We start from the raw sequence: 12013 nt of genomic DNA, 5'->3' as shown, positions 1-12013 counted from the left end.
GGGCCGCGCCGGCGTGCGCCGTCGGTGTGGCCGGGACCGCGTCGGCGAGCGAGGCGTCCGCGGCCGGGGTGCTGAACGCCTGCAACGCGAGGTCGTCGACCCGGGGGAGCCCACCGCCGGTCGCGGCGTGCGCGGCGACGAGGCCGCCACCGGCGAGCGCGGAGGTGAGTGCCTGCAGGGTGCGGGCCCGCCCCGCGCGGCGGTGCCTCCCGCCCCGCTCCGGGCCGACGTCACGGGTGACGACGGTCGTCGACGGCAGGGGTCGGCTCGGGTCGGTCCGGCTCGGGGAGCGCCGGGCCGCCACGGAGCCGGGGATGTTCCTCGGCACGCAGGGCGTCCTTCCTCGTCGGAGTCGGCTGCGCCCGGGTGCCTGGGGAGCGGGGCGCGCGGGTCCTGCTGGGGATCAGGACCGTGACCGTTCCGTGATCGACCGTACGGATCGGGTTGTCCGCGTGGGGCCGGTCCGCGACCACCGGCCGTCGCGGTGCTGCGAGTGGCGGGCCGCTCGGCCGGAAGGATCAACCGTGATCCACCTGTTGCCGAGGTCGGGTCAGACGTCCTGGACGTCCCAGGTGCCCGCGGCGTAGTCGAGGGTGACCCGCAGGGCGCCACCGTCGCCGTGGCTGACGTAGACGAGCCGGTCGTCGGTGGCCTCGGCCACCTCGGTCCGCGCGTCGTACAGCCAGGGGTGACGCCTGCGCAGGCCGATCAGCTCCTGGTGCACGGCCAGGACGTGCGGGTCGGCGCCGGAGGGGAGGGACCCGTCGGCGGGGAACTCGGGGCGTACCGCGTCGTCGCCGCCGGCCCGCTCCTCCTTGACCCCGGTCAGGCCGAGCTCGTCGCCGGCGTAGACCGAGGGGGTGCCGCCGACGGTGCACAACACGGCGACGGCCAGCTCGATGTGGCGGCGGTCGTGCAGCTGCGACGCGAGCCGGGTGACGTCGTGGTTGCCGACGAAGGTGTTCGGCACCGCGGCGGCGACGAACCGGTCGTGGCGCTGCAGCGCCCACGCCAGCTCGTGCGGGTTGCCGTCGTTGAGGCTCGACCAGATCGCCTTCCACAGCTCGTACTGGGTGAGCGCGTCGATCGTGGTGGCGGCGGTGACCGCGTCGTGCTCGCCGTGGATGACCTCGCCGAGGAACCAGGCATCCGGGTGGCGCTCGCGGACGCGGGGGAGCACGTCGGCCCAGAAGTCGTCGGGGACGGTGTAGGCGGCGTCGAGCCGCCACCCGTCGGCGCCGCGGTCGAGCCAGTGGCACAGCACGTCGGCGACGTGGTCGCGGACGGCGGGGTTGTCGTGGTCGAGGGTGTGCAGGCCGGGGTGGCCCTCGAAGACGGCGATCTCCCCGTCGTCGGTGTGCCGGAACCAGGCGTCGTCCGGCCCGCCGGGGTCGGCGCGGGCGGCGAGCAGCCGCGGGTGCTCGGGGCCGACGTGGTTGAACACGCCGTCGAGGAGGATCCGCAGGCCGCGCCCCTTCGCCTCGGCGACGAGCGCGTCGAAGTCGGCGTCCGAGCCCAGGCGCGGGTCGATCCGCAGGTGGTCGGTGGTGTCGTAGCCGTGGGTGGCCGAGGCGAACACCGGGCCGAGCAGCAGCCCGTTCGCCCCCAGCGCGACGGCGTGGTCGAGCCAGCCGACGATCCGCCGCAGCGAGTGGTCCGCGCCGTCGCCGCGGTCGGGGTGGGCCCCGGTGAACCCCAGCGGGTACACGTGCCACCAGATCGCGTGCCGTACCCAGTCCATCCACGCGACCCTAGTCGTCGAACGGGTCCCCGGCCCGCGCCCCGCCGAGCGCGCGGAGCAACGAGGCGAACCCGCCCGCCACGTGCGCCTCGGTCGCGGCGGCGGCCCGGTCGGCGTCGCCGTCGGTCACCGCGTCGAGGATCGCCCGGTGCTCGGCGGCCGAGGCGGCGGCGCGGTCGTCGTCGTGCAGGGTCAGGTCCCACGGGAACGCCTGCCACAGCGCGGCGATCCGTTCCGGCAGTGCGGGCACGCCGCACCGGTCGTAGAGCAGGAAGTGGAACTCGCGGTTCCGCTCGCGGGCGGCGGCCGGGTCGTCGGCGGGGCGGTCGAGGACGGCGCGGGCCCGGGCGAGGTCGTGCCGCGAGACCCTCGGCGTCGCGCGGCGGACCGCGTGGGCCTCGGTGAGCCGGCGCACCACGTAGGTCGCGGTCACCCGGTCCACATCGACGCCGGCGACCCGCACCCCGCGGTGGTGCTCGGCGACGACCAGCCCCTCCGCGGACAGCAGGCTCAGCGCCTCGCGGACCGGGGTGATGGACGCGCCGAACCGGCGGGCCAGCTCGTCCTGGCGCAGCGGCGTCCCGCGGGCGAGGCCGCCGCCGAGGATGTCGCGGCGCAGCTCGTCGACGATCCGGTCGCGTTTCGTGCTCACCGCTCGTCGAGCCAGGCGAGGACGGCGTCGGTGTGCTCGCCGACGGCCGGGACCGGGTCCATCCGCGCGGTCCGTCCGGCGACGGTGATCGGCGGCCGCAGCGCGCGCAGCGGCCCGACCGGGCTGCCGACCTCGGTCCACCGGTCGCGCGCGGCGAGCTGCGGGTGCTCCAGCACCTCACCGACCTCGCGCTGCCGGGCGTGCGCGATCCGCGCCTCCACCAGCCGCGCGACGAGCTCGTCGCCGGTCAGGCCAGTGAACACGGTGTCGATCTCGGCGTGCAGGTCGGGTCGGTTCTCCACCCGGGCCCGGCCGCTCGCGAACCGCGGGTCGGTCGCGACCTCCGGGCGTCCCAGCACGACCTCGCAGAACGTCGCCCACTCCCGTTCGTTCTGGATCGACAGGACGACGTCGGTGCCGTCCCCGGCGGAGAAGGTGCCGTACGGGGCGATCGCGGCGTGGCTGGTGCCGGTCCGCTTCGGGGCGGTGCCGCCGTAGCCGGCGTAGTAGAGCGGGTAGCCCATCCACTCCACCAGCGAGTCGAACAGGCTGACCTCCAGGTCGGTGCCCTGCCCGGTGCGTTCCCGCTCGTAGAGCGCGGACAGGATGCCGGAGAAGGCGTACATGCCGGCGCCGATGTCGGCGGCCGGGATGCCGCTCTTCGCGGGCGCGTCCTCGGTGCCGGTGATCGAGACCAGGCCGGCCTCGGACTGGATGAGCAGGTCGTAGGCCTTGGCGTCGCGGTACGGGCCGGACGAGCCGTAGCCGGAGATCGAGCAGGTCACCAGCCGCGGGTACCGCTCGCGCAGCGCCGCGGCACCGAGCCCGAGCCGCTCGGCGGCGCCCGGGGCGAAGTTCTGCACGAACACGTCGGCCCGGTCCAGCAGCCGCAGCATCGTGGCGCGGCCGTCGTCGGACTTGAGGTCGAGGGTGACCGACTCCTTGGACCGGTTCAGCCACACGAAGTGGCTGGACATGCCGTGGACGGTCTCGTCGTAGTCGCGGGCGAAGTCGCCCGAGCCCTCGCGTTCGATCTTGATGACGCGAGCGCCGAGGTCGGCGAGATGCCGGGTCGCCAGCGGGGCGGCGACGGCCTGCTCGCAGGACACGACGAGCAGCCCGTCCAGGGGGAGCGCCATCAGATGCTCCGCCTGTCGTCCCGGCCGATGCCGGACGCACCCCCGGTGACGATCGCGACCTTGCCCTGCAGTGCGCCCGCGGCCATGACGGCTCCTCGACGTCGAAACGGTGCCTGATCGCCGGAATAATGCACGATCCGGCGAGGTCATGCATCTCTCGAGTGCTGCCGCTGCACACGCCCCACCCCGTCACGCCGTCAAGCCACGTCGATCAGCACGTTGCGGCTCCCGGTGGGGCGGAAACGTGCTGCTCGGATCGGCCGCGCGGTCCTCAGCCCACGGCGCGGGCGGCGGCGACGAAGTCGCGGATGCGGGCGTGGTCCTTCACACCGCGGGACGACTCGACGCCGCTGGAGACGTCGACGCCCCAGGGACGGACGCGGCGCACCGCGGTGGCGACGGTGTCCGGGTCCAGCCCGCCCGCGAGCAGCCACCTCCCGGCCGGTCGCGGGTCGAGCGCCTCGGCGTCCCAGCGCTCGCCGGACCCGGCGACGGGGGAGTCGAGCAGCAGCACGTCCTCCCCGTACAGGCCCACGGTGAGGTCGGGGTCGTGGGCCAGCGAGGTCGCCCGCCACAGGGTGATCGGCGCGCGGGCGGCCGCGGTGAAGTCGTCGCGGGTGTAGCGGCCGTGCAGTTGCAGCACGTCGGCGCCGGCGTCGGCGGTCACCGCCGCGGCCCGGTCGGCGGGCAGGTCGGCGACGACGACGACCGACCGCACGCCGTCCGGCACCCGGGCGACGAGCGCACCGAGGTCGGCCGGGTCGACGTGGCGGGGGCTCGGCGGATACACGACGAACCCGACCGCGTCGGCGCCGGCGGCCACGGCCGCGTCGACGTCACCGGGGGTCCGCAGCCCGCACACCTTGACGAACACGCGCCCGACCCTACGGGGCGCCCGGCCTCAGAGCTCGAGCACCAGCCGCGGCGACCGGGAGCGCGACACGCACAGCATCATCACCTCGTTCGACGCCTGCTCCTCCTCGGTGAGCAGCGAGTCCCGGTGGTCCGGCTCGCCGGCGAGGACCCCGGTCTCGCAGGTCCCGCAGGTCCCCTCCCGGCACGAGGACAGCGTCGCGATCCCGGCGCCCTCCAGGGCGTCGAGGATCGAGCAGCCCGCCGGGACGGCGACGACCGTCCCCGACCCCGACAGCTCCACCTCGAACGCCTCGTCCGGGCCGTCGAGCGCGCCGGGCCGGGCGGAGAACCGCTCGACGTGCACCGGCACGCCGAGGCGTTCCCCCTCGGCCTCGACGGCGGCGAGCAGCCCCTCCGGCCCGCAGCAGTACACGGGTCGCCCGGCGGCCGCGGCGAGGATCCCGGCGACGTCGAGCAGCCCGGCCTCGTCCTGCGGCACCAGGGCCACCCGGTCGGGGTGACGCCCGGCGAGCTCGGTGAACGCCATCGACGCCCGGCTGCGCCCGCCGTGGACGAGCTGCCAGTCCGCGCCCGCGGCGTGCGCCGCCGCGATCATCGGGACCAGCGGGGTGATGCCGATCCCGCCGGCGACGAACACGTAGCCCGGGGCGTCGACGAGTGCGAACCGGTTGCGCGGCCCGCGGACGAGCACCGTGTCGCCCTCGGCGACGACGTCGTGCACGTGCGCCGAGCCGCCCCGCCCGGCGGGTTCGCGCAGCACCGCGACCCGGTAGACCGAGCGCTCGCCCGGATCCCCGCACAGCGAGTACTGCCGGACGAGGTCCGCGGTCAGGACGAGGTCGAGGTGCGCACCGGGCGTCCACTCCGGGAGCTCGGCACCGGACGGGTCGCGCAGGGTCAGCAGCACGACGTCCTCGGCGAGGAGCTCCTTCCTCTCCACCTCGAGGCGCAGCTCGGGTTCGGTCACGACGTACTCCAGGTCTCGTGGTCCACGGGGCAGCCCAGCAGCCAGTCCCACAGCGGCACCGGGTCGTCGAAGACGCGTTCGGCGCCGCAGTGGCACACCGCGCGCAGCAGGTCGGTGCCCAGCACCCAGTGGATGCGCTGGACACGGTGCCCGTGCAGGACGGGCGGGGCCTCGGGGATCGCGCTCACCGGGCGGGCGCCGGGGACGGGACCGCCGGTGCCGCGCCGGCCATCCGGGCGAGCATCCGGCGCGCGGCGAGCCCGCCGGTGTCGATGTTGACCGACAGCTCCTGGTAGCCCGCCGGCTCGGTGGCGATCACCTTCTCCAGCACGTCGAGCGCCTCGACGTCCTGCAGCACGACGGTGCGGTTCTGCTCGGCGAGGAACGCCGAGACCTCGACGTCGGCGAGGGCGAAGTCGCGCGCGACCATCCAGAAGTCGTGTGTGGAGTGCTCGGTCTCCGGGGTGATCGCGTAGACGACCTCCACGTGGAAGGCGTCCGGGTCGGAGCCGTCGGCGTGCGGGACCGAGCCGACCGGCGCGATCCGGGAGTGCAGCTTGTACAGGCACGGCGGGGTGTACTCGATGTCCTGCCAGCGTGAGATCCGCCCGGACAGGCCGGTGGAGCGCTCGTAGAACGGCGGGCACTCGGCGTCGGCCATGTGCCGCGAGACGTAGACGACGCCGGCGTCCTCGTCGACCTCGGTCGAGATCGGGGTGGCGGCGACCTCGGGGGTGCCGATGTAGCCGCCGTGCAGGTAGGTCTCGTGCGACAGGTCGAGCAGGTTGTCCACCAGCAGCGAGAACCGTGCGGCCAGCGGCTCCATCCCGCGCACCGTGGTCCACGCGGCGTCGTCGAGGTAGGTCGCGCGGGGGATGCGCAGCGGGTCGGCGCGCTCCGGGTCCCCGATCCAGACCCAGATCAGCGAGTCCTGCTCGACGACGGGGTAGGCCGCCAGCCGGGCCGTGCGCGGCACCCGGTTCTGCCCCGGCACCGCCACGCACTTCCCGTCCGCGCCGTAGGTGAAGCCGTGGTAGCCGCAGACGACGGTGTCGCCGACGAGCCGGCTCGGTGCCTGGGACAGCGGGAACCGGCGGTGCACGCAGCGGTCGGCGTGCGCGGTGACCTGGCCGGCCTCGGTGCGCCAGAACAGGATCGGCTCGTCGCAGATCGTGCGGCCGAACAGCTCGCGGCCGATCTCGGCGGAGTAGGCGGCGACGTACCACTGGTCGCGGGGGATCGAGCTCATGCGGGGACTCCCTGGGTGGTGGGGGTGTCGGATCGGCGGAGCAGCAGGACGAGGGCGGCCGCGCCGACGAACACGGCCGCGAAGAGCAGGTAGAGCGACTGCGGGGTCGCTCCACCGTCGAGCAGCGCCCCGGCCAGGGTCGGCGCGAGGATCGCCCCGGACCGGCCGACCGCGAGCGCGGTGCCGACGCCGGTGGTGCGCACGTCGGCGCCGTAGGAGGTCGGTGCCATCGCGTACAGCCCGGCGACGCAGCCGTTGACGAACAGCCCGACCAGCGCGGCGACGACGAACGCCACCGCGAGCGAGGAGGTACTGGCGATGAACACGGCCAGCAGCACCGCGGTGGCCAGCAGGTATCCGGCGAGCACGTGCCGCAGCGCGAACCGGGCGGCGAGCAGGCCGAGCCCGGCGGCACCGAAGATGCCGCCGACGTTGAGCAGGGTGCCGCCGGCGATGCCCGCGTCCGGGGAGAGCCCGGCCTCGACCAGCAGGGTCGGCGTCCAGCTGGTGACGAAGTAGAACCCGGCCATCACGCAGAAGAAGCTGATCCAGAGCAGCACCGTGGTGCGGCGCAGCGCCGGGCGCAGCAGCGCCCCGTACCCCGCGGCGACGCCGGTCCGCACCGGAGCGCCGTCGGGGAGGGCGGGCAGCGCCGCGTGCCCCATCCGCGCCAGCAGCGCGTTGACCCGCTCCAGCGCCCCGGCCGGGCGGCGCACGAGCAGGAAGTCCAGGGACTCCGGCAGCCGCCACCAGACCAGCGGGACCGCGGCCAGGGTCGCCAGGCCCCCGGCGAGGAACACCGACCGCCAGCCGAACTGCCCGATCAGCGTGGCCGCGAGCACGCCGCCGAGGACGGCCCCGATCGCGTAGCCGGTGGAGTTCAGGCTGACCGCGAGCCCCCGCCAGCGGGCCGAGGCGTACTCCGCGGCGACGACGTTGCTGGTGGCGAGGATGCCGCCGACGCCGAGCCCGGTGATCAGCCGCAGCGCGCCGAGCTGGCCGGGGGACTGCGCCGCGGCCGAGCCCAGCATGGCGAGGCCCGCCACGACCAGGCAGCCCAGCACGATCGGCCGCCGCCCGACGCGGTCGGCCCACGGTCCGATGAGGACCGAACCGGCGGCCATGCCGACCAGGCCCGCGGACAGGAGCAGGCCGAGCTGGCTGCCGGACAGGCCCCATTCGGTGGCGACCGAGCGGCCCGTGAAGGCCATGACCAGCACGTCGAAGCCGTCGAGGACGTTGAGCAGGACGCACGCCGCGACCGCGCCCCACTGGTACCGGGACATCGGTGCGTCGTCGAGCAGGCGGCGGACGGTGTCCGCCGCGGGGGATGGGCGCATGGTGGGACTCCGTCGTCTCCGCGCGGTCGTGGTGGTGCAGCGAGGATGCGGGGCGACGGGGGCCGCGCCGTACGTTCCTTCCGGATAATGGAAGGGTTTCAGCGCGTGGAGGTGCTGAGCGCGCGGCTGATCCCGGCGGCGGTGGTGCGCACCAGCGGGGCGAGCGCGCGGGCGGACACGCTGCCGTGCCGCACGACGAGCGAGACGGCCGCGACGACCTGACCACGGGCGTCGGAGACGGGGGCGCCGACCGACAGCGCGTCGTCGGTGACCTGCCGGTCGCTGACCGAGTGGCCGTCGCGGCGGACGTCGGCGAGCATGCGGCGCATCCGCTGCGGGTCGGTCACCGTGAACGGGGTGTAGCGCTCGATCCGCGCGCCCAGTACCTCGTCCTGCAGCTCCGGCGGCGAGTGCGCGAGCAGTACCAGCCCGACCCCGGTCGCGGTGAGCGCGAAACGCCCCCCGACCCGGGTCTGCACCGGGACCGCGCCGGAGCCGGCGAGCCGCTCGACGAACACCACCTCGGCGCCCTCGCGCACCGCGAGCTGCACGTTCTCCCGGGTGACCCGGGACAGGTCCTCCAGGAACGGCAGCGCCGTCTCGCGCAGCGCCTGCCCGCGCGGGGCGAGCGCGCCGAGCTCCCAGACGCGCAGCCCGATCCGGTAGCGGCCCTCGTCGTCACGTTCCAGCGCGCCCCACGCCGCCAGGTCGGCGACGAGCCGATGCGCGGTCGACAGCGGGACGTCGGCGTGCCGGGCGAGGTCGCTGAGCGACAGCGCGGGCCGGTCGGGGCCGAACGCGTCGAGCAGGCCGAGCGCGCGCACCACGACCGACCCGGTCGGTCCCACCGGGTGGCCGCGACGCGACGTGGTCATGCCCGCCAGTATCAGGCGTCGTAGTCGACCGTGGCGGTGTCGGTCACCGGGCGGGACTGGCAGGTGAGGACGAACCCGGCGGCGACCTCGTCGTCCTCCAGTGCGTAGTTGCGCCGCATGGTCACCTCGCCGTCGGTCACCTTCGCCCGGCACGTCCCGCACACCCCGCCCTTGCAGGCGAACGGCAGGTCGCCACGGACCTTCTGGGCGGCGTCGAGGACGTACTCGCCCGCCGGGACGGCCAGCGTCGTCGACCGTCCGTCGAGGACGACCGTGACCTGCGCGCCGTCGCCGTCCGGCTCGGGCTCGTGGCGGTCGACCTCCGGCGGCGGCTCGTCGACGTAGAACAGCTCGCGGTGCACCCGGCGCCGCTCGACGCCCCGCTCACCGAGCACCGCGACCGCGGCCTCGGTCATGCCGAGCGGGCCGCACAGCCACCAGTCGTCGACGTCGCCGGTGTCGACCAGCGCGGTGAACAGCAGCCGCAGCCGGTCGGCGTCCAGCCTGCCGTTGACGATCTCGGCCTCGGTGGGCTCGCGCGAGAGCACGTGCAGCAGATGCAGCCGCGGGCCGTAGCGGTTCTTCAGGTCGGCGATCTCCTCGGTGAACATCACCGTGTCGGTCCGCCGGTTGCCGTAGACGAGGGTGACGCGGGTGTCGTCGTGCGCGGCCAGCAGCGACGCCGCGATCGACAGCACCGGGGTGATCCCGGACCCGGCGGCGACGAGTCCGTGGTGCGTGCCCGCGGTCAGCTCCGGGGTGAACGACCCGGCCGGCGGGCCGACCTCGACGACGTCGCCCGGGCTCACCTCGTCGACCAGCCAGGCGGAGAACAGGCCGCCGTCGACCCGGCGCACCCCCACCCGCGGTGCGGTCCCGGCGGCGGAGCAGATCGAGTACGACCGGCGCTCCTCGCCGTCGGCGGTGTCCTTCCGGAGGGTCAGGTACTGGCCGGGCCGGAAGTCGTAGTGCCCGCGCAGATCCTCGGGGACGTCGAAGGTGACGGCCACGGCGTCGTCGCACAGCCGGTCGACCTCGGTCACCACGAGCCGGTGGAAGCCGGCGGGCAGCGCGTCGTCCTCGGCCAGCAGGGCCTCGATCTCGTCGTCCAGGGCGAGCGTCGTCCGGCCGTACGCCTGGTTGGCCCGGGCCTGCCACGCCGCCGCGCGCCGCTCGCTCATCGGATCTCCTCGCCGGTCCGGTCGATCACCGGGCACGCTCCGCTCCTCGCTCGCCAGGGCTCGCTGCGATGCTCACGCACCCTCAGATCTCCTTCATGTGCTCGAACGGCTCACGGCAGGTGGTGCACCGCCGCAGCGCGGTGCACGCGGTCGGGCCGAAGCGCGACAGCTCCTCGGTCGCCCGGGACCCGCACTGCGGGCAGGGCACGACCGTCGACGGCGCGTCCAGCGTCAGCGGGATCGGTCCGCCCGTCCGCGGGGCGCTCCCGGGTGGCGCGACGCCGGCCTCGGCGAGCTTGCGCCGCCCGGCCTCGCTGATCCAGTCCGTGCTCCAGGCGGGGGAGAACACCGTCCGCACCTCGACGCCGGTGTACCCGGCCGCGGCGAGCGCGCCGCGGATGTCCGCGCGCATCTCCTCGATCGCCGGGCAGCCGGAGTAGGTCGGGGTGATCGTGACCGTCACCGTGTCGTCCTGTTCGGACACCGAGCGGATCACGCCGAGGTCGTCGAGGGTGAGCATCGGCATCTCGGGGTCGACGACCTGCGCGACGACCGTGCCCGCCCCGCTCACCAGGACGCCCCGGGGTGCCGGCGCGCGAGGCTCTGCAGCACGACGAGCGCGGGCTCCAGCTTCTCGGTGTGCACGCCCTGGCGGCCGCCGCGGCCCCCGATCGTGCCGGTCGGCGGCACCTGCGGCACGGTCAGCGTGGCCCGTCCGATCACCTGCGCGAGCACGGCGTCGACCTCCTCGCGGGTGTCCGCCGGGTCGACGGCGACACCGGCGGCGACCAGGCGTCGCTCGGTGTCGGTGGTGCGGAACAGTTCGCCGAGGTGCGGCCACACCCACTCCAGCGCGTCCTGCATGCGCCGGTGCGACTCCGGCGTGCCGTCGCCGAGGCGCAGCGTCCACCGCGCGGCGTGGTCACGGTGGTAGGTGACCTCCTTGACCCCCTTCGCGGCGACGGCGGCGACCACCGGGTCGGCGGAGTCCGTGAGCCGGTGCAGCAGCGCGAGCCGCCAGCTGGAGAACACCAGCAGCCGGGCGATGGCGCGGGCGAAGTCCAGGTCGTCGGACGGCTCGACGAGCCCGACGCAGCGGAACTCCGACACCTCGCGCCAGTAGGCCAGCGCGTCCTCGTCGCGGCCGGTCAGGTGCCCGGCGCGGGACAGCAGCACCCGGGCCTGGCCGAGCAGGTCGAGCGCGGTGTTGGCGAGCGCGACCTCCTCTTCCAGCTCCGGGGCGTTCGAGACCCACTCGGTCAGCCGGTGGGACAGGATCAGCGCGTCGTCGCCGAGCATCAGGCAGTACTCCGCGAGGTCCGCCGGATCGGTGCCTGCGGGAACCGGCGCGACGATGTCCGCCTCGCTGTCCTCGAACCCCGAGCCGAACGCCCAGCGCGGGTCGTCGCCCTCCTCGGTGAGGCCGTCGTAGACGGAGCCGCTCACAGGTGCGGCACCTCCTCCGGGATCGCGTAGAATGTCGGGTGCCGGTAGACCTTGTCCCCGCTCGGGGCGAAGAACGGATCCTTCTCGTCCGGGCTGGACGCGGTGATCGCGTCGGCGCGGACCACCCAGATGCTCACGCCCTCGTTGCGGCGGGTGTAGACGTCGCGGGCGTTGTGCAGGGCCATCTCGTCGTCCGCGGCGTGCAGCGACCCGACGTGGACGTGGTTGAGCCCGCGCTTGCCGCGGACGAAGACCTCGTAGAGCGGCCAGGCGCGACGGCTCGGCTTCGCACCCCGCCCGGTCTCGACACCCGTCGTCGGGACGGAGCCGTGGCCGCCCTCGGCGTTCATGCTCGTTCCGCCTGCGCTGCTCTCGGTGTTCATGCTCGTTCCGCCCGCGCTGCGCTCGGTGCTCATGTCCTGCTCGCTCACTGGTCCACCCTCCGGGTGTCGGTGATCGTGATTGGGTTGCCGATGCGCCCGAGGTGCCGCTGGGTCATCGCCCTGCTCGCTCGACTCGGTTGAGGTCCAGCATGAGATCTGCGGGG

14 protein-coding genes are annotated in these 12013 nt (G+C 74.6%); all 14 read right to left on the bottom strand.

Annotated elements, in window-relative coordinates:
• On the bottom strand, positions 1-328 hold a 328-nt coding region (locus tag NH602_RS21165; protein ID WP_253068708.1), incomplete at its 3' end, for a hypothetical protein.
• 222 nt (positions 329-550) lie between these two features.
• Positions 551-1741: an alpha-amylase family glycosyl hydrolase gene (locus tag NH602_RS21160; RefSeq protein ID WP_073577382.1), complete on the bottom strand. Its 1191-nt coding sequence runs from the start codon at positions 1739-1741 to the stop codon at positions 551-553.
• Between the two features lie 10 nt (positions 1742-1751).
• Positions 1752-2393: a GntR family transcriptional regulator gene (locus NH602_RS21155; protein ID WP_167409985.1), complete on the bottom strand. Its 642-nt coding sequence runs from the start codon at positions 2391-2393 to the stop codon at positions 1752-1754.
• Positions 2390-3532 carry a CaiB/BaiF CoA-transferase family protein gene (locus tag NH602_RS21150; protein ID WP_073577384.1) on the bottom strand — a complete coding sequence of 381 codons (1143 nt, stop codon included), beginning with the start codon at positions 3530-3532 and terminating at the stop codon, positions 2390-2392. The genes NH602_RS21155 and NH602_RS21150 overlap by 4 nt, the downstream gene beginning before the upstream one ends.
• A 271-nt stretch (positions 3533-3803) precedes the next feature.
• Positions 3804-4406: a phosphoribosylanthranilate isomerase gene (locus NH602_RS21145; protein ID WP_073577385.1), complete on the bottom strand. Its 603-nt coding sequence runs from the start codon at positions 4404-4406 to the stop codon at positions 3804-3806.
• Positions 4407-4433: 27 nt separating this feature from the next.
• Positions 4434-5375, bottom strand: a complete 942-nt coding sequence (locus tag NH602_RS21140; RefSeq protein WP_253068707.1) for a PDR/VanB family oxidoreductase — start codon at positions 5373-5375, stop codon at positions 4434-4436.
• The gene (locus NH602_RS21135) at positions 5372-5563 is read right to left on the bottom strand and encodes a hypothetical protein (protein WP_073577386.1); all 192 of its coding nucleotides are present in this window, start codon (positions 5561-5563) and stop codon (positions 5372-5374) included. Before NH602_RS21135 ends, NH602_RS21140 begins: the two co-directional genes overlap by 4 nt.
• The gene (locus NH602_RS21130) at positions 5560-6624 is read right to left on the bottom strand and encodes an aromatic ring-hydroxylating dioxygenase subunit alpha (protein WP_178373008.1); all 1065 of its coding nucleotides are present in this window, start codon (positions 6622-6624) and stop codon (positions 5560-5562) included. Before NH602_RS21130 ends, NH602_RS21135 begins: the two co-directional genes overlap by 4 nt.
• Positions 6621-7964, bottom strand: coding sequence for an MFS transporter (locus tag NH602_RS21125; RefSeq protein ID WP_218899358.1), 1344 nt, complete (start codon positions 7962-7964; stop codon positions 6621-6623). The genes NH602_RS21130 and NH602_RS21125 overlap by 4 nt, the downstream gene beginning before the upstream one ends.
• Positions 7965-8062: 98 nt before the next feature.
• Entirely contained in the window at positions 8063-8839 is a 777-nt protein-coding gene (locus NH602_RS21120; protein ID WP_083474260.1) for an IclR family transcriptional regulator, read from the bottom strand.
• A gap of 11 nt (positions 8840-8850) precedes the next feature.
• Positions 8851-10020, bottom strand: coding sequence for a 1,2-phenylacetyl-CoA epoxidase subunit PaaE (paaE, locus tag NH602_RS21115; protein WP_179762134.1), 1170 nt, complete (start codon positions 10018-10020; stop codon positions 8851-8853).
• Positions 10021-10102: 82 nt separating this feature from the next.
• Positions 10103-10591 carry a 1,2-phenylacetyl-CoA epoxidase subunit PaaD gene (gene paaD / locus NH602_RS21110; protein WP_304580188.1) on the bottom strand — a complete coding sequence of 163 codons (489 nt, stop codon included), beginning with the start codon at positions 10589-10591 and terminating at the stop codon, positions 10103-10105.
• Positions 10588-11466 (bottom strand): 1,2-phenylacetyl-CoA epoxidase subunit PaaC, encoded by an 879-nt coding sequence (paaC, locus tag NH602_RS21105; RefSeq protein ID WP_073577390.1) that lies wholly within the window; start codon positions 11464-11466, stop codon positions 10588-10590. The genes paaD and paaC overlap by 4 nt, the downstream gene beginning before the upstream one ends.
• A complete protein-coding gene (gene paaB, locus NH602_RS21100; RefSeq protein WP_253068709.1) occupies positions 11463-11849 on the bottom strand; it encodes a 1,2-phenylacetyl-CoA epoxidase subunit PaaB in 387 nt (128 codons plus the stop codon). The genes paaC and paaB overlap by 4 nt, the downstream gene beginning before the upstream one ends.
• Positions 11850-12013: the final 164 nt, after the last annotated feature.

The organism is Pseudonocardia sp. McavD-2-B (genome assembly GCF_024124365.1).
Lineage (GTDB): Bacteria > Actinomycetota > Actinomycetes > Mycobacteriales > Pseudonocardiaceae > Pseudonocardia > Pseudonocardia alni.
This window is presented reverse-complemented; position numbering and strand designations above follow the sequence as displayed.